The organism is Streptomyces sp. NPDC029956 (genome assembly GCF_055574655.1).
Map to the genome: position 1 here is coordinate 1 of NZ_JBVHZJ010000034.1, position 21,018 is coordinate 21,018.

The 21,018-nt window shown below is 68.1% G+C and carries 19 protein-coding genes, 2 tRNA genes and 3 pseudogenes; 11 read left to right on the plus strand and 13 right to left on the minus strand.

The genetic code is table 11. From position 1 onward, the window contains the following. Nucleotides 1-202: 202 nt before the first annotated feature. From ACZ4XX_RS24925 to ACZ4XX_RS24935, 3 genes are all read right to left on the minus strand, one after another. Entirely contained in the window at nt 203-919 is a 717-nt protein-coding gene (locus ACZ4XX_RS24925) for a nucleotidyltransferase family protein (RefSeq protein ID WP_468510086.1), read from the minus strand. Nucleotides 920-1,012: 93 nt separating this feature from the next. Then, nucleotides 1,013-1,423 carry a hypothetical protein gene (locus tag ACZ4XX_RS24930; protein ID WP_231072923.1) on the minus strand — a complete coding sequence of 137 codons (411 nt, stop codon included), beginning with the start codon at nt 1,421-1,423 and terminating at the stop codon, nt 1,013-1,015. A gap of 241 nt (nt 1,424-1,664) precedes the next feature. After that, the gene (locus tag ACZ4XX_RS24935; protein ID WP_468510087.1) at nt 1,665-2,762 is read right to left on the minus strand and encodes an ABC transporter ATP-binding protein; all 1,098 of its coding nucleotides are present in this window, start codon (nt 2,760-2,762) and stop codon (nt 1,665-1,667) included. Nucleotides 2,763-2,944: 182 nt separating this feature from the next. On the opposite strand from ACZ4XX_RS24935, the gene ACZ4XX_RS24940 reads away from it, so the two are divergent. Continuing rightward, nucleotides 2,945-3,018: transfer RNA gene (locus ACZ4XX_RS24940), tRNA-Thr, on the plus strand. A 71-nt stretch (nt 3,019-3,089) separates the two neighbouring features. On the opposite strand, the pseudogene ACZ4XX_RS24945 reads toward ACZ4XX_RS24940, so the two are convergent. Then, nucleotides 3,090-3,647 (minus strand): annotated as a pseudogene (locus tag ACZ4XX_RS24945) (tyrosine-type recombinase/integrase); the annotation flags it as partial. On the opposite strand from ACZ4XX_RS24945, the pseudogene ACZ4XX_RS24950 reads away from it, so the two are divergent. After that, nucleotides 3,636-4,220: pseudogene (locus tag ACZ4XX_RS24950) on the plus strand (YdcF family protein); the annotation flags it as partial. The pseudogenes ACZ4XX_RS24945 and ACZ4XX_RS24950 sit on opposite strands and share 12 nt — an antisense overlap. Before the next feature lie 134 nt (nt 4,221-4,354). Here the strand turns inward: ACZ4XX_RS24950 and ACZ4XX_RS24955 are convergent. The 3 genes from ACZ4XX_RS24955 to ACZ4XX_RS24965 form a co-directional block, all read right to left on the minus strand. Further along, the gene (locus ACZ4XX_RS24955; RefSeq protein WP_468510088.1) at nt 4,355-4,810 is read right to left on the minus strand and encodes a hypothetical protein; all 456 of its coding nucleotides are present in this window, start codon (nt 4,808-4,810) and stop codon (nt 4,355-4,357) included. A gap of 736 nt (nt 4,811-5,546) precedes the next feature. Further along, nucleotides 5,547-5,984, minus strand: coding sequence for a hypothetical protein (locus ACZ4XX_RS24960; protein WP_468510089.1), 438 nt, complete (start codon nt 5,982-5,984; stop codon nt 5,547-5,549). A 324-nt stretch (nt 5,985-6,308) separates the two neighbouring features. Beyond that, nucleotides 6,309-6,932: a hypothetical protein gene (locus tag ACZ4XX_RS24965; protein WP_468510090.1), complete on the minus strand. Its 624-nt coding sequence runs from the start codon at nt 6,930-6,932 to the stop codon at nt 6,309-6,311. Nucleotides 6,933-7,230: 298 nt separating this feature from the next. On the opposite strand from ACZ4XX_RS24965, the gene ACZ4XX_RS24970 reads away from it, so the two are divergent. Together ACZ4XX_RS24970 and ACZ4XX_RS24975 are read left to right on the plus strand one after the other, a co-directional pair. Continuing rightward, a tRNA-Thr gene (locus ACZ4XX_RS24970) sits at nt 7,231-7,319 on the plus strand. A gap of 452 nt (nt 7,320-7,771) precedes the next feature. After that, nucleotides 7,772-7,879, plus strand: a pseudogene (locus ACZ4XX_RS24975) (DUF2637 domain-containing protein); the annotation flags it as partial. A gap of 81 nt (nt 7,880-7,960) precedes the next feature. Here the strand turns inward: ACZ4XX_RS24975 and ACZ4XX_RS24980 are convergent. The 5 genes from ACZ4XX_RS24980 to ACZ4XX_RS25000 all read right to left on the minus strand — a co-directional run bounded on the left by ACZ4XX_RS24980 (nt 7,961) and on the right by ACZ4XX_RS25000 (nt 13,006). Continuing rightward, entirely contained in the window at nt 7,961-8,215 is a 255-nt protein-coding gene (locus tag ACZ4XX_RS24980) for a hypothetical protein (protein ID WP_468510164.1), read from the minus strand. Between the two features lie 693 nt (nt 8,216-8,908). Then, nucleotides 8,909-10,546: a hypothetical protein gene (locus ACZ4XX_RS24985; RefSeq protein ID WP_468510091.1), complete on the minus strand. Its 1,638-nt coding sequence runs from the start codon at nt 10,544-10,546 to the stop codon at nt 8,909-8,911. Beyond that, nucleotides 10,543-11,415, minus strand: coding sequence for an ABC transporter ATP-binding protein (locus ACZ4XX_RS24990; protein WP_468510092.1), 873 nt, complete (start codon nt 11,413-11,415; stop codon nt 10,543-10,545). Before ACZ4XX_RS24990 ends, ACZ4XX_RS24985 begins: the two co-directional genes overlap by 4 nt. After that, a complete protein-coding gene (locus ACZ4XX_RS24995; protein WP_468510093.1) occupies nt 11,416-12,342 on the minus strand; it encodes a zf-HC2 domain-containing protein in 927 nt (308 codons plus the stop codon). A gap of 100 nt (nt 12,343-12,442) precedes the next feature. Beyond that, nucleotides 12,443-13,006, minus strand: a complete 564-nt coding sequence (locus tag ACZ4XX_RS25000) for an RNA polymerase sigma factor (protein ID WP_468510094.1) — start codon at nt 13,004-13,006, stop codon at nt 12,443-12,445. Nucleotides 13,007-13,281: 275 nt separating this feature from the next. On the opposite strand from ACZ4XX_RS25000, the gene ACZ4XX_RS25005 reads away from it, so the two are divergent. The 6 genes from ACZ4XX_RS25005 to ACZ4XX_RS25030 all read left to right on the plus strand — a co-directional run bounded on the left by ACZ4XX_RS25005 (nt 13,282) and on the right by ACZ4XX_RS25030 (nt 18,171). Continuing rightward, complete coding sequence (locus ACZ4XX_RS25005; RefSeq protein WP_468510095.1) at nt 13,282-13,608, plus strand: hypothetical protein; 327 nt, start codon at nt 13,282-13,284, stop codon at nt 13,606-13,608. A 361-nt stretch (nt 13,609-13,969) separates the two neighbouring features. Then, the gene (locus ACZ4XX_RS25010; protein ID WP_468510096.1) at nt 13,970-14,347 is read left to right on the plus strand and encodes a hypothetical protein; all 378 of its coding nucleotides are present in this window, start codon (nt 13,970-13,972) and stop codon (nt 14,345-14,347) included. Nucleotides 14,348-15,037: 690 nt separating this feature from the next. Further along, entirely contained in the window at nt 15,038-15,532 is a 495-nt protein-coding gene (locus ACZ4XX_RS25015) for an excalibur calcium-binding domain-containing protein (RefSeq protein ID WP_468510097.1), read from the plus strand. A 60-nt stretch (nt 15,533-15,592) separates the two neighbouring features. After that, nucleotides 15,593-15,805 carry a hypothetical protein gene (locus ACZ4XX_RS25020; protein WP_468510098.1) on the plus strand — a complete coding sequence of 71 codons (213 nt, stop codon included), beginning with the start codon at nt 15,593-15,595 and terminating at the stop codon, nt 15,803-15,805. A 273-nt stretch (nt 15,806-16,078) separates the two neighbouring features. Further along, nucleotides 16,079-16,930, plus strand: coding sequence for an NAD(P)H-binding protein (locus tag ACZ4XX_RS25025; protein WP_468510099.1), 852 nt, complete (start codon nt 16,079-16,081; stop codon nt 16,928-16,930). A gap of 362 nt (nt 16,931-17,292) precedes the next feature. After that, nucleotides 17,293-18,171 (plus strand): pentapeptide repeat-containing protein, encoded by an 879-nt coding sequence (locus tag ACZ4XX_RS25030; protein WP_468510100.1) that lies wholly within the window; start codon nt 17,293-17,295, stop codon nt 18,169-18,171. Nucleotides 18,172-18,331: 160 nt separating this feature from the next. On the opposite strand, the gene ACZ4XX_RS25035 is transcribed toward ACZ4XX_RS25030, so the two are convergent. Further along, on the minus strand, nt 18,332-18,625 hold the full coding sequence (locus tag ACZ4XX_RS25035; RefSeq protein ID WP_468510101.1) for a hypothetical protein: 294 nt from the start codon (nt 18,623-18,625) through the stop codon (nt 18,332-18,334). A gap of 268 nt (nt 18,626-18,893) precedes the next feature. On the opposite strand from ACZ4XX_RS25035, the gene ACZ4XX_RS25040 reads away from it, so the two are divergent. Next, the gene (locus tag ACZ4XX_RS25040; protein ID WP_468510102.1) at nt 18,894-21,005 is read left to right on the plus strand and encodes a restriction endonuclease; all 2,112 of its coding nucleotides are present in this window, start codon (nt 18,894-18,896) and stop codon (nt 21,003-21,005) included. Nucleotides 21,006-21,018 lie beyond the last annotated feature (13 nt).

Here is a 21,018-nt window from a genome sequence, read left to right on the forward strand (position 1 = left end):
GAGTGGGGTGGCTTTTGGCCCCAACCCTCCGGTGCCTCCACCACAACGAAACGCCCGCCGGAACAAACACAAAAACAAAGAGAGGCCCCGACACCCCCCCCCCCCCCCCCCCCCCCTTCCGTGCGGGTGCGTACGTGTGAGGGAGGCGCGTACGTGTGCGTGCGGGGCATCCCCGCTGGGTGCGTCGGGGAGTCGGGGCGTGTCATCCCCGCTGGGCGGCGAGCTCCTTGGCGGCCTCGGTGAGGTCCTTGGCGGTGTCGATGGCCCGCCAGTAGGCCCCCTGGGGCAGCGGGAAGCCCGCCAGCCGCTTCTCACGGGCGAGCCGGGGGAAGGTGGTGCGCTCGTGGTCGCCCAGGTCCGGGAGGAGCTCCGTGAAGGCCGCGGAGAAGACGTACACGCCGGCGTTGATGAGGTACGGCGACGGCGGCGCCTCGACGAAGTCGGTGATGTGGCCGAAGGTGTCGGTCTCGACGGCGCCCCACGGGATGCGGGGGCGGGCCAGGGCGAGGGTGGCGACGGCGTCGCGCTCGTCGTGGAAGGCGGCCATCTCGCGCAGCGAGAAACGGGTCCAGATGTCGCCGTTGGTGGCGTACCAGGGCCGGTCCGGCGCGGGCAGATGCGCGGCGGCGTACTTGAGGCCGCCACCGCGGCCCAGGGGCTCGGTCTCGACGACCGTCGTCACCTTGAGGGGGAGGTCGGCGCTCTCCAGCCACTCCTGGAGCACTTCGGCGAGGTGGCCGCAGGAGACGACGGCGTCGGTCACGCCCTCGGCGGCAAGCCAGGAAAGCTGATGGCCGATGATCGGGGTCCCGGTGCCCGGGATCTCGACCATCGGCTTGGGGCGGTCGTCGGTGTACGGGCGGAGCCGTGAGCCCTGGCCGCCCGCCAGGACCACGGCCTGCGTCGGAGAGGTGTGCATACGGGGAACGATAGGCGCCCCGTACGTCCGGCGGTCGGACGCCCGACGGCCGGACGCGCGTCGTGGCTCAGCGTCGTCGCTCGGCGTCGTCGCTCAGCTCGCGCGCATCACGCCGGTGGCGTACGAGGTGTCGCAGACCGGCCGCGAGAAGCCCTGCGCGCGGGAGGGGCCGTACTGCTCGACGGCGGCGCGGCCGAGGGAGCGGGCGATGGACATGCAGTGCTTGGCGAGGGAGGGCCGGTTCTCCACCTCGCGCTGGAGGTGGGTGAGGGCGACCCCGGGGTCCTTCTCCTGGAGCTCGGCGAGGAGCTGGTCGCGCAGAACGTCCTGCGGTGCACGGGACTTGGCCCGGACGGAGACCTTGGAGGAGGACGCCGTCAGCTGGGTCCCGGCGTCCTCGCCGGCCCACGGCACGGCGGACACCGCGAGCGTTCCCGAGAGCACCAGGACGACGGGCAGGACGAGGGCGAGAGAGCGGCCGATTCGGCGGGCAGTAGGCGTCACGCAGGCGAGCGTAGCGGCCGGTAGTGATATGGCGACATTTAGTCACTCTCGCGGGGGATGGTTCGAAGCGGCTTTTCGAATTCCGTGTTGACGCGGGAGTGGGGGTGGGCCGGGAATGCCGGGGTTTTCCCGGTAAACCCCCGGCGGGGTCCTCCGGGTCCGCCATCAAGACGAACGACCCCGCATCTGCAAGAGATACGGGGCCGTTCGGCCACGGTGTGGCGCGGTTGTCCGGTGAGGATCAGTCGCTGAGGCGGGCGCCGGTCGACGTCGAGAAGACGTGCAGCTCGGCGGCGCGCGGGACGACGTGCAGCGTGGTGCCCTTGGCGGGGACGTCGCGGCCGCCGACGCGGACGACCAGGTCCTTGTCCTCGCCGCCGACGCGGGTGGAGCCGTACACGAAGCCGTCGGAGCCGAGCTCCTCGACGACGTTGACGGTGACGGCCAGGCCGTCCTTGCCGGTGGGGCCCTGCACGTCGAAGTGCTCGGGGCGGACGCCGACGGTGACGGTGGTGTCGCCGTTGGCGGAGGCGGCGGCGATGGCGTCACGGGAGACCGGGACGACGCTGTTGCCGAACTTGACGCCGCCGTCGGTGATCGGGACCTCGATCAGGTTCATGGCGGGGGAGCCGATGAAGCCGGCGACGAAGAGGTTGGCCGGCTTGTCGTACATGTTGCGCGGCGAGTCGACCTGCTGGAGCAGACCGTCCTTGAGGACCGCGACGCGGTCGCCCATGGTGAGGGCCTCGGTCTGGTCGTGGGTGACGTAGACCGTGGTGATGCCCAGACGGCGCTGGAGGCCGGCGATCTGCGTACGGGTCGAGACGCGGAGCTTGGCGTCGAGGTTCGACAGCGGCTCGTCCATGAGGAAGACCTGCGGCTCACGCACGATGGCGCGACCCATGGCGACACGCTGACGCTGACCGCCGGAGAGCGCCTTCGGCTTGCGGTCGAGGTACTCGGTGAGGTCCAGGATCTTCGCGGCCTCTTCGACCTTGGTGCGGATCTCGGACTTGTTGACACCGGCGATCTTGAGCGCGAAGCCCATGTTGTCGGCGACGGTCATGTGCGGGTACAGCGCGTAGTTCTGGAACACCATCGCGATGTCCCGGTCCTTGGGCGGCAGGTGCGTGACGTCGCGGTCACCGATGCGGATGGAGCCGGCGTTGACGTCCTCGAGACCCGCGAGCATGCGCAGGGAGGTCGACTTGCCACAGCCGGAGGGCCCGACGAGGACGAGGAACTCGCCGTCGGCGATCTCGATGTCGAGCTGGTCGACGGAGGGCTTGGTGGCACCGGGGTACACCCGGGTCGCCTTGTCGAAAGTGACGGAAGCCATGGTGATGTGTCCCTTCACCGGCAGGAACGTGCCGGACGATCCGAGTAAAGGAAGGATTGAGGTCTAGTCCACCTGGATGAACTGCACGTGACGCTACCTGGCGCCGCGGGATCTGTCAGCACCCCACCCGACGTGAGATTTCCGACCTTCGCCGGGACGAGGTTGGTTACACTGCACTCGCTGCCTCCTTAGCTCAGCTGGCCAGAGCACCGCTCTTGTAAAGCGGGGGTCGTCGGTTCGAACCCGACAGGGGGCTCAAGGCAAAGGGCCAGCGCAGGGGCATGATTCCCCGGCGCTGGCCCTTTCGCATGATCACGGCCGTGCCACCTACGTGCCAGATGGCCCTTCCGGCCGGGCTTGGCGAGCCTGGCGGATCATCTCGCCGAGCTTCCCCGCGATGTGCTGATCACGGTCGCTCGTCATGTGCTGATAGATCAGCGCGGCGCGGGTTGTGCTGTGTCCCATCCGCGTCATGAGCTCGCGGGTGCTGGCTCCGGCGCTGGAGGCCAGGGTGTTCCCGGTGTGGCGGAGGTCGTGGAAGTGGACGTCGGCGGAGACGCCGGCGGTGGCGCGAGCGGCGGTCCAGTCGTCCCGGAAGTTGCTCCGTCGGAGGAGCCCGCCGCGGGGGCCCTGAAACAGATGGCCATCCTGCCCGGCCCCGGCGAAGTGCTCCAGGTGGTGAACGAGCTCGGGGACGAGTTCGGCAGGGAAGGCGACGGGCCGGACGCCGGCGGCGGACTTCGGTGCCTTGTCGGCGAGCGTGCCGTTCTGCAGCTCGGCCTGTGCACGGCGGACCATGACCACGGAGCGGGTCAGGTCGAGGTCCCGGCGGCGGAGCGAGGCCAGCTCACCGAACCGGAGCGTGGTGAAGGCGGCGAGGAGGACCTGGGCGTGGCCGACGCTGCCGTCGACCTGTACAAGCGCGGCTTGGCTCCACTCCTCGTGTTCACCGGGGCGACCAGCCCGACGACCCGGGAACGCATGCCGCGCGGCGAGGCCGTGCACTACCAGGAGCGCGCGATCGAGCTCGGCGTACCCGCCTCAGATGTGATGGTGGAGCCGCGAGCCCGGAACACGGGCGAGAACATCCGCTTCTCCCGGGACCTCCTGGCCGAGGCCGGCATCACCGTGTCCACCGTCCTGCTGATCAGCAAGCCATACGAGGAGCGGAGGGCGTACGCCACGGCACGAAAGCTGTGGCCCGAAGTCGAGATCGTCAGTGCTTCGAGTCCTATGACGCTCCAGGATTACGTCGACTCGATCGGCGACGCCCGCATGGTCATCGACATGCTTGTAGGCGCTCTCCAACGACTGCTGATCTACCCGGCACAGGGCTTCATGATCAGCCAGGACACACCTGCCGACGTGCTCGCCTCGTACGAACGCCTCTGCCAAGGTGGATTCACGAGCCGCCTACTCCGAGGTGCTGACGGGCAAGTCCTCAGGCGCACCCACTAGAACCTGTCCGGTCGATCATGCGACTGTTCGTGAGCCCCAGTAGGTGTCGTCTCAGAGGTCCTGCGAGACAGATGCGTACACGGACTGGCCTGCGGCGCGTGAACTACTGCTCCCGTGTGAGTCGGCTCCGGCGGTCAGTCCGTAGTTTCGCTGCGCACGTATGCGGTGTAGGGGCGGCGGCCGTCTCCGAGGACGCCGGCCTGCCCGTCCGGGTCGACGTGGAGTTCGAAATAGCAGGGGTAGGCCGTATCAGGGTCGGGGTACTTGAGTTCCAGGTGTATCAGCCGTGGATCGTCGATGTCGCCGAAGGCCCATGCCGCCTGTATCGCCCGGGTGTCGCGCCCCGCTGGCCATCCGCAGACGTTGGCTTGCGCCTCAGGGGTCAGCTCGGCCTTACCGTCCCCACGTACCACCAGCCGTGCGTTGCCGCCTTCCTCGGCAATCCATGTCCCTTCCACGTCGGCTACGTCGATGGGGACCATGTAGTCGCGACCCTTGAAGATGTCGTATAGACCGCTGCCCACCACTGCGGCGACGACCACCGCCAGGACGCCTGCCACCCGGAGCAATGCGCGCGCTTCGTCGGCCATGGGCGTCCTTATCTGTTGGCCAGCGGGGGTTGACCAGTCAGGTAATGGGGGCTCAGCCTGCCGCTGCCAGCCGGAACGTGTCCAGCGGCTGAATCAGCTGTGTCACGTCACGTGGTGAGGCAGCAACCTGCTTACCGATGTGAGACGGAATCTGGCATCACCGTGGACTACGAAGAGGTCGAACTGGAGCGCCGACTGGGCCCGCGGCCCGAATCCACTGAGCGCTAGAGCGCGAGGCCATGAGGAGCTGTTACAGGTTTCTCTACCTCATCAAGGCACCCGCCGCGCACGGCGCGGCGCGCGCGGCCCGTCGCCCGGGCCTGCGCTCCTGTCTACGCCCTGCTCCAGCCCGGCCGCCGTCCGCACGCCTGACAGCTTGGGTTGATGGGCAGCCAAGCAGGCCTCCAAGAACGGCAACCGTCACATGGCACGCGTAGCCACGAGCGCTGCCGAGTGCGGCCAAGACGGGCAACCAAAAGACAGCCAGCGGCCAGGGAGGGGTGGCCCCTTGCGCACGGCCGGCCGACTGTCGGGCCTGGATGGGACGAGGCACCGTACCCCCGCCGTCGCAGATGACGGGTGCGTAAGGCGAACGCACCACCGGGAAGGGGCGGGCGGGGAGCAGCTGCTGCCGCGATGTGGCCGTGGCCGGTGTGGTCGCTCCGCGTCGGTACCGGTCTCGCTGTGGCTGATGCGCGTGTCGTTCAGCCGTTCACCAGGCAGCTCGTCGGCCGCATCAGTGACCGTAGACGTGCCCGCGCACCAGGGGGTCGTTTTCCAGAATGAAGTCCGAGACGTTCCAGAATTCACTCAGCTTCGGATGTTGCAGGGCGGCTTCACGATCGAGCTTGAGCCCGAAGAGAGGCCCGTCCGGGTTGGCGAGGCCAGCGGTCACGAGGGTGGAGGCAGGCGTGGACTGTCCCGCTACGGGGCCCACTCGGCAGGCGAACGCAACGTGATCTGTCCACTCGTCAGGGCCCACGCCCCACGTACCAAAGATCACGTCTATCCATGCGTCGTGGTCTCGGTCGGTGTGGTGATAGCAGTTCGCGAAGTAGACGGCATACGAGCTTCCGTCCGCGTAGATGTAGTCCCAGGCCCGCTCAATGGGGGCATCGCAGCAGTCGCACTTGAACTCGCGAGTCTGGCGGTCGGGGCCGAAGGTCAGCAGCATGCCGGACATCATGCTTGACGTCCTGATGGGCCGAGACGGCAGGTCGCCAACAGGCGCAGTCCTGGAGACCGCAGCGTTGCCGCCGTGCCCCGTACGTGCCCGATCCAGCAGGGAAGCGCGGGGAACGCCGGGAGATCACGGTCAAGGACACGGGAACGGCCCCTGACCGTCTTGGCTGGTCAGGGGCCGTTCATCTGCGGTGGGTGTGGGATTTGAACCCACGGTGACATCGCTGCCACGACGGTTTTCAAAATCACTTAAAGAGGGAGACTTGCTTATTTGAGCTTCATCGACCTACTCGCTCGGGAGTGCCGGGCCCGCGCCCTAATAGATGGATAGTGGCGGTACTTTCACCCTCAGCCCCGCATCACTCAATTCCTGCTGCCAGCGTGTTTCTATCTCTGAACGGCTGCGCCGGAGCTCCCCCCACCCTTCGATTGAAGGCGGCAAGTCCTCCCCTCTTGCCCATGCCCCCATTAGCATCCGGGTCTCACTCCTGGCAAGGAATCCTACCTCTGCGACCGTGTATCCCCCCACGTCGCCCGCTGCCGCAAGATCCAGGAAATAGGAGATCTCAGCGACGCGTTGACGCAGCTCGGCGTCGAGGATGAAGGAATGCTCGAAGCCCAGGATCGTGCATACCCTGGCAACACTCAACACGACCTCCTCCCTGGGTTGATTCACAAGCCTGATGGGGTTCTCAAGATAGGCTGAGAGGATGTTTTCTGCAGCACTCCTCTCTCTGGCTTCCTTCTCCCTTCTGTTGCCATCTTCAATCGCCTGACTTCGAGCTATATTGGCGTCCTCCAGGGCCTCTTGCCGGGCTATTCGTGCTTGACGGCGAGCTCCGATTCTCCCTATTGCTTCACCGCTCAAGCCGATGAGTCCGCCGATAAGGACGGTGGTAATCGTCCCCCATTCCATATTCTCTCCCCGCTTCAGAAACACATCTCGCAAGAATGATCGCCGATATCGACCTTCCCAGCTGCGGACCCGTGCAGCGCACGTACCTACGCAGGGCCGGTTCTCGACTGACCATCCCCATGTGCGAGAGTCGGCATGCATCATCGTCAGCGAGGGCCTCGGACCCACCCGGCTCTGAGCGGCAACCGCCGGAATGGCCGTTGCTCACTGATCCGGCGAGAGCTACGGATCAGGTGTTGCCCACCCCGTGCCACATCCGTGCCAGAACGTGCGGGGACCCACGGGGAACGAGGGGCGACTACAGGGCCTGGACATCGGATCAGCCAGCACCACAACCGCGCAGGTCAGACGCGTGCACGCCCTCCCGCTCTTGTAAAGCGGGGGTCGTCGGTTCGAACCCGACAGGGGGCTCTGCGCCAGGCGTCGCTGACTTGGGATTTCGTCCCGGAGCGGCGCCCTACACGGCCTCGGACTCTTCGTCCGGGGCCGTTTGTGTGCGCGGTGCGTGAGCGGACGGCGTGGCAGCACCCGGCGTTCCCCCGAGAGAACGGCATGATCCGGCAGGGCGGCGTGCGGAGTGTGCGGAGCGCGGGCGCGCGGGACGAGGCGGGCGGTGGCCTCCGCGATCGCGAGATCCGCTTCGGGGAGCAGGCTCGTGTACGTGTCCGCCGTGACGGCGATCGAGGAGTGGCCGAGCATCTCCTGGATGGCCTTGAGGCCGGCGCCGGCCGCGTGTGCGAGGGTCGCCGCTCCGTGGCGGAGGTCGTGGAGCCGGACCGGCGGGAGCCGATCTCCTCATACAGCTCGATGAAGCGGCGGGTGACGTTCGCGGGGTGGAGGAGTTCGCCGTTCTCTCGGGCTCGGCCCTGGTTGGCATCGCCACCGCCACCAGCATCTGGGCCAACGTCCTGCACGCCATCCGCCTCAACCAGCAGACCCGCCCAGGCGGGCTCGCCCTCGACGACATCACCGGCGAGCCGATCCGCGGCCGCTGTTTCAACGGAGAGCTGTTCGTCCAGTGGCCCGGGCGGCCACCGGGGGTCCGCCCGCTGTCAGCCCGCCCTGCCCCCTTGCAGCCCCCGAGAGCGGCGGATGCGGCGCTGGATGAGTACGGACACCGCCAGCGTGGCGAGGGTTGCCGCGTAGACGACCAGTGCAGGCGTGTCGGTGAGGCCGTTGGATGTGGTGGTGCTGCGACCTGATGCGTCGGTCGTGGTTTCCGAGCCCGAGACTGTGACAAGGCCGACGAGAAGTACGACCATCGGTGCAGCACAGGCAAGCAGGGCGTCACGGACGGTTTGCTTCATGGTGATCTCCAGACAGTGAGGCGATCGGGCGGGGTGAAGGTCGCGTGGAAGATGAGCGACGGGTGGTGAGACGGTGTCTCTTCAGAATCGCGACGGCAGAGCCCGATGCGACAGCCAGCATCAAGGCCCAGATCCAGCGGGATGCCTCCCAGGAATCCCCGTAAGGCACGGCGAACAGGTCTGATCGGGCGGGGCTCAGAGCGAGGAAGAGGGGCAACAGCGCGCTCGCCGGCGCGCCCAAGGTGCTGCCACGCTCTCCTTTTGAGAGGCGAAGGCCGAGCGCGGACAGCAGGACGGCTACGGCTGCCAGCGTGGCTGCTTCCAGGGACAGACCCGCTAGGGGAAGCCGGACGAGGTCGTCCGGATTCAGTGCGGCACTGAGCAGGAATCCACACACTGTCCAGATGACGGTGAGCGGTACCACGACCAGAGCCAGCCGGAGGAGCCGTCGAACCGCCAAGGGGAACGGAAGCGTGGCCGTGGTGCGGTCCGCCGGATCGTCCAGGGCGAGTGCGACAGGGACTGTGCACAGAACCGCTGCGACACGCAACAGCAATGCCGCGTCGCCTAGTTCGAGACGCTTCGAGAGGGCAAGGGGCAGTACGCAGGTCACGAGGGCAGCTCCGCCTCCCACCGCCACGGGAAGGCGGGGTGCCATGCGGAACAAATACGGGAGAAGAGCGGTCTGCAAGTTCAATGGGCTGCGCATGAGGTGCCCTCCGAACCCTGGTCCGTATTCGTGGGCGCGGTCACGCCCAACAATCGGGCGGCCTGCACTGTGCTCGTGCGCGGGTCGGCCAGTACGGACCAAGACGCCTTCAGGCGATCACCGACTTCCCCTGACGACCTGTCCAGCAGATCGAGAACGATCTGCACCTCAGGGGCATTGACGGAGACCGACTCGGATGAATTCAGCATGGGTAGCGTGACGCCCCCGACGCTGCGTCGGCTGAGGGACCGCAGAGCGTCGGCTGTTTCCGGGGTCGCCTGCGCCGCGAGCCACAGCACCGTCACGGCGCGGGCCCGACACGGACCCCCTGCTTGTGGCTGACCCTCCGGGACAGGGGCAGCGACAACGCGATCGGCGAATTGCACCGCGAAGGAGAGCACGGCGCTGCCGCTGATCTCGTCATTGCCCCATCGGGTGCCGACGGTGACGGCTCCGGGTGTGTTGTGCCGGGTGTCGTCTTGGGCCCATGCGTCCAGCGGAGGACGGCTGGCGACACCGTCGCGATCTCCGGCGAAGAAGAGCCTTTGGCGTACTGCGTACGGGCCCGTCTGCCTGTCCACGGGGACCTTGCTGAGGATGCCGTCGGTGACCTGCTCCCAGTCCTTGGTACGACCCAGGAACTCGGGGAACGCGCAGAATGTAACCGGGCCGGCGGTTCGGCAGCGTTGCTGATCCCCCGGATACCTCTCCGCGGCCACTCGGCGGTCCAGCAGCGAGGTGGGAGACGTCTGGTACTGGACGGCGCCGACCAGGATGGCGGTCGCGGCCATGAGTACGAGGCAGGACCTTGCTGCGAGCGTACGCATGCCGGATCGGACCAGGGCGACCAGGACCAGCACGCCTGTCAAGACGATCAGATAGCCGAGATGTGCCAGGGCGGGGCGGTCCATCAAGGTGGTGGGCAATGGGGCCGCGAACTCGTTTTCCACACCGAGGGGTCCCAGCCACTTCATGCCCCGCACGCCCAGCGCGCTGCACAGAACAAGCGCCCCGAGGAGCAGCGCCGCAAATGGGCCCGCCATCGCAGCAGGAGTGAATCGGGCGAGGGCCACTCCCGCACAGCCGGCAAGAAGTACGACCACTGGTCCGGTGGCAAGTTCGACCAGCGACGGACTGCCGACCGCAGTGGGGGCGAGCGCGTAATAGGCGATCCGTGCTGCGGTCAGGATCGCGGCCACCCCAGCCAGCGGAAGCACTGCGAGAAGGTGGGCGAGCGATCGCCGCCAAAGGGGCAGTGTGAGCACTTCACAGAGTGGCTCTGCGCCGTGGCGGTGTGTCCGGGTTGCGGCGAGATTGGCGGCGATCAGAGCCCCCGCGGCCAACAGGAGCAGAGGCATCTGTGCGTAGCGGTCCTCGTCCTGGAGCACCGGATACCGCCCGCGGTGCCCTGTGCTCAATACCTCGTACACCCAGAGGGCGGCATACGCGAGCACGGCCGCGATGATGGCTGGATGCCGGAGCATCTGCGCAGACTCGAAGCGTGCGAGCGACCACTGGGCCCGTAACCCCAGCTGGGTCCGCAGCTGTGCCGACGGAGGTACGTGGTGCTCGTGCGCGAGGACGGTCGCGCCGTCGATTCCTGTGCCGTGCTGCCCGCTCATGCCGCACCTGCAGGGGTATGAGCACCGTCGAGCAGCAGGAGGTAGCCATCCTCGATGGTCGGTTCGACCATGACCGCACCAGCCGGCGGCACTCCGATGTTGCGGAAGGTGCCGACGCCGGTTCGCCATGCCGCAAGGGCGCCCGGTGAGCGCTCGCCGCTGCTCCAAACTCTCCCTTGTGCGAGCAGGGCCAGCTCGCGTGGGGTTCCCTGGAACTTCACCGTGCCGTGGTCGAGCACCACGACCTTGTGGCACAGGGCAGCCACGTCCTCTGTCTGGTGTGTCGAGAGCAGAACGGTTCTGCCTTCCCCCAGTTCGGCGATGAGTTCACGGAAGCGCAGGCGCTGTTCGGGGTCGAGACCCACGGTCGGCTCGTCCAGGATCAGTAGCTCCGGATCGCCGACGACGGCGGCGGCGAGGCCGACACGCTGCCGCATACCGCCTGACAGCTTTCGGATGCGCTTGCTGCGGTCGGCGGTCAGGCCGACCTCCTCCAGCACCCTTCGTGCTTCCGCCCTTCGGGTCTCCCGGTCACTGATCTCCTTGAGGATCCCTACATAGTCGATGAACTCGAACGCGGTGAAGTGGGAGGGAAGCCCCGGGTTCTGAGGGAGATATCCGAGCCGTCGACGCAGAGCCTGCCGGCCTGCGGCTGTCAGCGGATCATGCCCCAGCATCGACAGTGTGCCCGTGTCCGGGGTGCTTGCCGTGGCGAGAGTACGCAGCAAGGTGGATTTCCCCGCGCCGTTGGGTCCGAGCAGACCTGTCACCCCCTGTCCCAAGGTCAGGGATACATCCCTCAGAGCGATGTGGCGCCCGTAGCGCACGCTCACATCGGTCAAGGTGACTTGTGATGTCGCAGGTCCCATTTACGCCAGTTCCCTCGTGCCTGTAGTCGGTACCCCGTAGGGGGCTGTCCGAGCTTGCTTGTTGTCGAACGTGTCGAATCCGTCGCGGAGCAATGCGAGTACGCCGACCGCCAGCACGGCCACCGCAGCCATGATCATTTGTGAGGTCGGCAGGAGCAGTCGCGTCCCAGCGGGCATATCCGCGCTGTAGGCGAACACGAGCCAGACAGCCCAGGCTGTGAGTGTGAGCACGATGGCAGGAACAGCGTCCACACGACTCATCAGTGCGAGACAGACCGCTGTGAGCATGAGCGACGGAATCAACCAGCCGAGCATGTGAGGAAACGGAAGCGGCAGGCCCACAGCGCCGGCGCTGCTCATTGCGAGGCTCAGAACCTGGATCACGGCGGCCCGCAACAGAACGACACGGAATCCGTTCAACGGGGAGACCGCCAGCCACACGTATGCCGGATCGAAGCGCTGACCGGTAACCGCCACGACAGCGAGTGCCGAAAGCGCGGGCGCCAGCGCGAAGAACGCCAGGGACGCCGAGCTGGACTCACTCCAGCGAGCAATGGCCACGGCCAGCAAGAGCAGCAGGGCTGCACCGCCCCACCAGGACCACCGCAACGAGGGCATCGCCGCACACAATCGAGCAGCGTGTTCGGGAACCCCGATGCGTAGTGCGCACCTCTCCAGCAGGCCTCTTGTCGGCTCGTCTGCGGCACGGTCGATCCGTGCCCACAGAGAGGACATCGCTGTCTCATCCCCCACGGACGGGAACAGCCGCGAACGACAGACCGAGCAGTGGGCCAGGTGGGCTTCGACAAGCTCCCTGGGTTCCTTGGCAAGCGGTGTGTCCATGAACGCCCGGAGCAGGCCGGGACTCAGATGCGCCGAGCCGCCATCCGGGCCATCGGCCGGGCAGGCCGTCTGCGTCCCACTCATCTACTCCTCCTGTCGACCGGGTCTTCGTTCGCCGTACTCGCCGCCGTACTCGCCGCCGTACTCGCCGCCGCACTCGTCGTTCTCGATGTCGTGAATCCGGTCACGGCAGCAGCCTCTCCTTGAGTAGCCGTCTGGCACGAGAAGCCCTGGACTTGACTGTCCCGGTGGGGATTCTCAGCTGCTCGGCAGCTTCTCGAACCGTGAGTCCCTCCAGCGCTGTTGCCCTGACCACAGCCTTGAGATCAGCGGGTAGGAGCTCCACCGCGGCCAGAGCTCCGTCGCCCAGCTCCGCCAGCAGTTCGTCTTCCGCAGATGCCGCGTGGCGTCTGGGAAGACCTCCCAGACGGCGCAGGAGGCTTCCTCGACGTTCCTGTGCTCGCTGGGCGTCAATCAGTCGGCGCTGGGCGATGCGCCATAACCATCCACTCACGTTGTCCACTTGATCGATGCGCATCCTCCGGCGGCGCTCGCGATGCCTCCAGATCTCCACGAAGACGTCCTGGACGACCTCATCGACGAGTACGGGGTCGGCGCACCTTTGACCCAGGAGCCCCCTGAGCCATGGAGCAAACCTGCGGAAGAGCTCCTCGAACGCCTCGCAGTCCCCTTCCGCCACGGCGCTGAAGAGCTCGACATCGGCTTGCGCACCCCTTCGTTCGCCCATCACACCCCCTTGTCGATCTGAGAAGACGGGTTGGTTCGACTGCGAGCAGTGACCTGCATCTCATTCGGTGGGAGGCGTGTTCGGAATCCGGAACTCCAATTGTTTGACAACCAGGCGGTATCTGACTGGCCGGGATTCGCAGTCGCTTACGCGCCATGGGGGAAAATCAGACGGTCTGCAGCATGCCCTTGATCCAGGAGGGCCCGGGAAGCGGACTCGCATTCGCTACATCGAACAGTTCTATTGAGACTGAAGAGAAGGAGTGAACTGCGCGGATGCGAATTTCACAGACCTTAAAGAGGGCCGCCGCACTCGGGGCGGCGACCATCACCCTCTCCGGTATTGCGGCAGTCACCACCCCTGCCGTAGCCGCAGAGGCTAGTGCCCAGGCCCTGCCGACCTGTGTCAAGGGCTGGGTGAACTCGGGGGTTCTCACTCAGACCGCGTACGCCAAGAACAACTGCACCTCCGGCACGTACCGGGTGAGGATCCTCTGGGACTGGGGGCTGGACGGCCCGTGTCAGACCATGGATCCGGGTGACCAGCAGAGCAGCAAGGTCGCCATCACCCCGCGCGTCTTCGCCGGCCTGGCCAGCTGCTGACCGGCAACGGACGCTGATCGGGATCGCGACTGGGTACCGACCGCAGTGGAGTTGCGGTCGGTACCCGGTGCGCCGGCGATTTTAACGGCCCTTCGATGATCTGAAAAGGTCGGTTCGGCGGTGACCAGAGCAAGGAGATCCGCCTCGGGCGGAGCGATTTACTCTTCTTCGCCGTGTGATCGGAGTGGCGGCTTCCTGGTACGGCGGGTTCGAGCATGTCGCCTCGGCGCCCATTGCTTACTGCTTTCTCGGGTCGACATCAAAGTAATTCTTCACCAGGTTCAACAGAAGAACCCTGGCGTTCCCTTCGAATGTTTCGCACGTGGTGGTAGCCCTATCAGGGTCGTGGCCACGTGTTGCGGTGCGCGCGATATGGGTCACGGGCATCGCCCTCGTCGCCATCGGAGCGGCGATCGCAGCCTTCATGGCGAGCTGCGCCGTCCTTGTGGACAGCACCCTCAAGCCGCTCGAACAGGCCGCCGACGACTACCTCGACGCCCTGGCCGCTGAGGGCGGCACCGCCGTCTGCTCGCGCATGCCCCGGTTCGCGCAGACTGAGTTCGCCGCCGCGTACGGCGGCAAGGCTTGTGCGGCAGGCGTGGAGAGGCTCAGGGAACCCCTGGCCCGGCGGAGCGGGCAGAGCCGGCCGATACGGACACGAGCCAACCTCAGGCCAAGGGACGCCTCGGCTTTGTCGAGCTCGGCGGCGATCCGCTGGACCTGTCCCAGCTGGTCCTGAAGCAGAATGACGGCATCATCACCGCGCAAGTCGTCTTCCGCCGCAGCAACATGGTGATCCACCTGGCCTGCGCCGGCAGCGACGACGACCGGCAGGCCGCCAGCGCCGGTGCCATCGACGCCGCCCGCGAGGCAGCCGCCCTCCTCAAGCCCTGACCACTCGAACCCTCAGGCGTATTCGCCGATTCCGCCGGCGCTCGCTGGGGACCCCCCCCATGGGGTGACGCCACCCAGACGGCCCATGCCGAGTTGTGCGTCAGCGATGCGTGAGCGGACGTTCCGGCACGGCCCGCTTCTGTCTGGATCACGCGGCACCGTGCGGGACCTCTGACCAGGTGGTGTCGGACGGCGCAACACCGTCCGACGCCACCCACCCCGCCCCGTCCAGGACTTGTAGAGCGGGGGTCGTCGGTTCGAACCCGACAGGGGGCTCCAGGTAGAAACGTCGAAGACCCCCAACCGATCATGGTTGGGGGTCTTCGACATCTACGGCCGACATCTACGGCCGACATCGACGGTCGGGCACACCATCACCGGCGAGGCTGTCGAGCGCGTTCATCGTTCATGCGACCGCGCTCGGGGCTTGTGACGAGGTGCAGCACCTTCCTTGCCGGGCGGCATGGTTCATCGTGATGCGGGGCGGACCGGGCGGTGGTCCACTGAGGGGAGATCCTTCAACGTGGCGGTGCCGATGAATGATCACGACAGAGCGGGCGGATGGTGGTCGGGGCGCTCGGCTTGGGGCAAGGGTGGGTTCGTCATCGCTGCGCTAGTGGTGGCCTTCCTCGCGCTGGGAGCCGTCATCAGCGCCTGCGAGGGCCCTGCCGAGGGCGAACGCCCTGACGCTCCCCCCACGGTGACCGAGACTGAGACCGTCACAGTGACGGAGTCGCCATCCGCGCCGGCTCCGGTACCACCGCCCGGGGAGACGCCTGAGTCGGATGGGCCTGAGCCGGATACGCGTGCGCCCGAGACGCCTGAGCCGGACGTTCCTGAGGCTGAGGTTTCCGATCCCGTTGTGCCTGAGCCGTCGGAGTCGGCCGCACCAGCGGAGGCGTACTACGAGAACTGCGATGCGGTGCGGGCCGCCGGAGCGGCGCCGCTGCTTCGTGGCCAGCCTGGGTATCGAGACGCGCTCGACCGGGAAGGGGACGGCATCGCCTGCGAGCCGTACGCCGGTCGGTAGCACCTCATCTGTGGCCTCTGCCGGACGTGTCCGAGAAGGCCATGCGCGGTGTGCGAACGCTTGCAGGAAGCGGATGAGCTTCCTCGACGGCTGGCAGAGGGGTACTACCACGTCGCCACGGACGTTCCCTCGTGGACGGCACACCCCGACTTCCCTCGGCAGGAGCCGGCTGACTACTACACCGCATGCATCGAGCGGCTCACGGATCTGGCGGACTGGTTCTTCCGAGGGGAGCACGTGTACATGGAGCCGCACATGTGGCCGGAGCTGTAGAGGCCCCAAGTCGTCACGCGTTCACGCCCGATGCCTCTGGCGGGGTTGCTCGAACTCCGGGACGGGGCTGACGACGGGCAAGTGCGGCCGTCGTCTTCCTCTGCTCCCGACGGCTCTGAAGCTCGGCCGTCGCATGGGGGGATCCGCGCTCCACCGCTGCGGGCCGATCGTCGGTTGGAGCGGTGCCTGACGGCCACTCCGGTCGGTGCTTGACCTCAACCTTGGTTGATGTACGAGAGTCGTGTCATCGAACGGCGAGGCGAGGAGATGTCGATGACACAGCCCATGGTTCTGGTGACCGGCGCGACTGGAAAGGTCGGTGGCGCGGTGGTGCGCCGGCTGCACGCGGCGGGCGTGCCCGTGCGGGCGCTGGTGCGAGGGGAGTCGGAGTTCCCGGAGGGTGTGCAGGCGGTGCGTGGCGATCTCGGCGATCCCGCGTCGCTGGGCCCGGCCCTGGAGGGCGTCGATACGGTCTTCCTGGTGTGGCCGTTCCTGAGCGCCGAGGGCGCGTCGGACGTGATCGACGTGATCGGGAAGCACGCTCGACGGGTGGTCTACCTGTCTTCCGCGGGGGTGGGGAGCGGGAAGGATAAGCCGGGCGAGGTGATCACCATGTTCCACACGGAGCTGGAGCGGCTGACCGAGGCGTCGGGACTGGAGTGGACGGCGCTGCGGCCCACCGGGTTCGCGAGCAACACGCTGGGCTGGGCGGAGGAGGTCCGCACCACCGGTGCGGTACGGGCGCCGCTGGCAAGGCTGGCCCGTCCGTTGATCCACGAGGCCGACATCGCCGCGGTCGCCGTCCAGGCGCTGACGACCGACTCCCTGCTCGGCGCCCGCCCCCTGCTCACCGGCCCCGAACTGATCACCCAGGAACAGCAGGCGGCCCTGATCGGCGAGGCGATCGGGCGACCGGTGCGGTTCGAGGAGGTCGCGCTGGACGAGGCCGTCGAGCAGATGAAGGCCGCGGGCTACCCGGCGGAGTTGGTGGAGGCCGTGTTGCCGGCCCAGGCGAAGATGATCGAAGATCCGGAGCCGGTCAACGATGAGGTGGAGCGCATCACGGGCACCCCGGCCCGGTCCTTCCGGGAGTGGGCGGTGGACCACGCGGCGGACTTCCGCTGAGAGGGACGTCCCTGCACGTGAACCGTGAAGGTCGGGGGCCATCTGCCTTTCCGGTACGCGGCCCACGGGACTCGCAGCGTGAAGGGGGCGGCGCCCCTGCCTTGCCCTGACTGCGAGCCGCCCGTGGAGTCGCCCCGGCCCGTCCGGGGGCAGGTCGGCGGGGTTGTGTGTGGGGCATCCGGGCGAATGGACGCGTGGCCGTGGCACCCCTGGGGTGTCATGGGGGAGTGACTGGGAACTTCGGGCATCGGCGCATGCGTCGCCTTGCGCAGCGGGATGCTGCGGGCCGGAGGCGGCCGGAGCGTGACCAGGCCCGTCCGGACGGCGGCGCGGGAGTACGTGTTCAGTGGCTCGGACTCGCCGTGGCGGCTCTGCCGGGTCTCGCCGCGGTTGCCGCAGTGCTCTTCACGTGGGTGACAGTGGGGCAGGCCAAGGACGAGATCCGGATCGCCGAGCACGGCCAGATCACGAACCGATTCAACGTCGCGGTTCAGAACCTGGGGTCCAAGACCTTGGACGTCCGGCTCGGCGGCATCTACGCGCTGCAGCGCATCATGCAGGACTCGGCCCGCGACCATCCGACCATCGTCGCGGTCCTGTCGGCGTACGTACGCGAGCATGCCCCTGATCCCAGAGGGGCGCCCACCGGGGTCGATCACAGACCTTCCACGGACATCCAGGCCGCTGCGACCGTGCTCGCCCGGCGGAACCCGGCACCGGATGGAGGCGCCGTGGTCGATCTGCAGTTCTCCGACCTCCGGGCTGTGCGATTGGATCACCCGCAACTCGGACATGCCGACCTTGCGTACTCCGACCTGAGGTTCGCTGTCCTGTCCCGCGCGGACCTGTCAGGGGCGCATGTCGTTCATGCTTCCCTCGGCGGCGCAGACCTGGCCGACTCGCAGCTCGGCGAAGCCGATCTGAGCGGATCGGATCTCACCGGCATTCGTCTGATGCGCTCCGATCTCCGCGGGGCGGACCTCACCGGTGCGGAACTCGCCGGCGCCCGCCTCGAAGGGGCCGACCTCGGCCGGGCCAACCTCACCGGCGCGCACCTCACCGGTGCTGATCTCTCGGGAGCCGACCTCGCGGGGGCGAACCTCACCGATGCCGACCTGACACTTGCGAACCTCACCGGCGCAGACCTCACCGGAGCCAATCGGACGAGGACGAAATTCACCACTGAGTGGGACACGTCCTTCCCGCTGCCCGACGCGACAGTCCCTGGTCCGATGGGCTGATTGCCGGCCGAGGCCCCGTGGCCCCCCACCCTTCTGGGAGCGAGATGGGCTTCTTCGCGTGTTTCGTGGGGGCTGCGGACGGGCGGGGGTGCGGTGCGCGGCTTCGTACCGCGCCTCTCGGCAGCCCCCTCCCGTCCCGTAGCCGTCGGGCGTTCGGTGGCTACTGCACGACGACCTTGTGTGCCGGGATGATCGTGGGCTCCAGGTCGGCGTAGCCGAGGTCGGAGAGGATCGGGCCGAAGGTCTTCGCATGGGCTTCGAGGGCCTCCGCGCTCTCCCAGACCTCCGTGACGCGGAACCCTCCGTCGACCGGGCCCGCCGCGTGGGAGACGAGGCCCGGGTTCTGCAGGTCTGCGAACCGGGTGAAGCCCTGGCCGTCGGTCACGCGGTCGATGACCGTGTCGTAGAGCTCCTGTCCGGCGCCGGGCAGGTCGAACGTCACGATGATGGCCATGGGAGTGCCCCTTCTCGGTACGCCGCTCGGACTGCGGCGGCAACGACAACGTCGGCGATCCTAGCGTTATGTAGTCGTGTGTGTGCGGAGAGCTATGGGGGGGGGAGGGCTGGGGGCTTGGGGGCGGTCGGAGGTGGTCGGGGGCGGTGCGGGGGCTTCGGGTGGGCTGGTCGGGCGTTCGTGTGTTGTGGGGGCGGGTGGTCCGGGACACTTGGTCATCACGGGGGCGTACTGGTGGCTGGGGTGTCTTGCGGGAGGGGTGGGGCTGATGGGGCGGCGTTCCGGGGGGCTGATCGGGGTGTGGGCCGAGCAGCAGCGGGTGGCGCAGCGACAGCGGGAGGGGCAGCATCAGGCCGTGCTGCGGCAGCAGCGGGATGCCGAGCGCGTGCAGCGGGCGTACGAGCGGGACGTGGCCCGGATGCAGCGGGAGCAGAAGGCCGCCTACCGGCAGCGGCGTGAGGCCGACGCCCTGCGGCGGACCCAGGAGTTGGACGCGCGCGTGCAGGCGATCGAGGGCCTGCTGGCCGCCGGGTGTCGGGCGCCCGCCTTCAGCGTCGACACGCTGCGGCGGGCCGAGGAGATCGAGCCGTTCTCGCCCGGGCCCCTCGGGGACCCCGTGCCCATGCCCGACCAGCGGTTCTACCAGCCCGAGGCCGCCTGGAGCGCCTCCGGGCGGGCCCAGGCCGAGCGGGATGCGCGCGCCCGGTTCGAGCGGGACTGGTACGCCGCCCAGGCCGCCGAGGCGCGACGCGTCGAGCAACTGGCCGCCTACCGGCGGGCGTACGACGAATGGGCCGCCGTCCGGCTCGACGAGATCCGTGCGCACAACCGCGGGGTCGCCGGGACCGAGGTCGCCCTCGGCGGCGGTGATCCCGAGACCGTCGTCGAGTTCTTCTCCGCCGTGCTCTTCGCCTCCACCGCCTGGCCCGAGGGCTTTCCCCGCGAGGTGTCCGCCGCCTACGAACCGGGTCGGCGCCGGCTCGTTCTCGACTGGGACCTGCCGGGGTACGACATCGTCCCCGAGGCCAAGGGGGTCAAGTACCTTCCCAGTACCGATCAGGAGAAGGACGTTCCCCGGCCCGTCACCCAGCGGCGCGCCCTCTATCGCGACGTCCTCGCCCAGAGTGTCCTCCTGGCCCTGAACGAGCTGTTCCGCGCCGATCGCTCCGGCGCTCTGGAGGCCGTCACCCTCAACGGGTACGTCGGTGGCGTCGATCCCGCCACCGGGCTCGCCGGGCGCGTGTGCGTCGCCTCCGTCGCCGTCGGGCGGGATGTCTTCGAGCGGCTCAACCTGGAGCTCGTCGGGGCCGTGGAATGCGTGACCGGCGCCCTCGACGGCCGGCTCTCCGCCAGGCCCGACGAACGCGTGGCCGTCGCCGCCCTCTGGACTCCCGAGCAGGTCGGGGCCGAGGTCGTCGTGCAGGGGGACGGGGACGAGCCCGATCTGCTCGCCATGGATCCGATCGCCTTCGAGGGGCTCGTCGCCCAGCTGTTCCGGGCCCGGGGCCTGCAGGCCGTCACCACCCAGCGGTCCAACGACGGCGGCGTCGACGTCGAGGCCCTCGATCCCGACCCCATCAGCGGCGGGTCCATCCTCGTCCAGGTGAAGCGGTACCGGAACACCGTCCCGCCCTCCGCCGTACGCGACCTCTTCGGCACCGTGCAGGGCGCCGGCGCCAACAAGGGGGTCCTCGTCACCACGTCCGGGTTCGGGCCAGGCTCCTACACCTTCGCCAACGGCAAGCCGCTGACCCTGATCTCCGGTGTCGAGCTCGTCGATCTGCTCCATCAGCACGGACTTCGCGGGCGGTTGGGGTCCGGGACGGCAGCCGCGGCGAGCCCGTCACCCGTCGATCCCGTCCCGTCCGTCGCCGCCCCCACCGCCGAGGCCGACGACGACTTCAATCTCCTCGGGATGGACTGGGCCGGGTCCGCCGCCCTCGACGTCTGCGCGCTCGTCTGCTCCGGTCAGCGGGTTCTCGGCGACGAGTGGTTCGTGTTCTTCAACAACCCCTCCACGCCCGACGGTTCCGTCGCCATGGTCGCGGCCCCGCCCGGCGACCGGGCCGCCGTCCGGGTCGGTTTCGACGCCCTGCCGCCGTCCGCCGACCGGCTCGTGCTCGTCGCCGCCGTCGACCCCGAGGTCAATCCGGACGCCGACCTCGGCGGGTTCACCGATGCCGGCATCCGGCTGCGCGACGACGCCGGCGCCGAGCTCGACCGGCTCGTCGTCTCCGACGGCCGCCCCGGCGAGACCGCGCTCGTCCTCGGCTCCTTCCGGCGGCGGGCCGGCGGCGACTGGGACTTCGTCCTCGGCGGGAAGGGGTACCGAGGCGGACTCGAGGAGCTCGTCGGGGACTTCGGCATCGAAGTGGAGTGACGGGGGTGGAGTG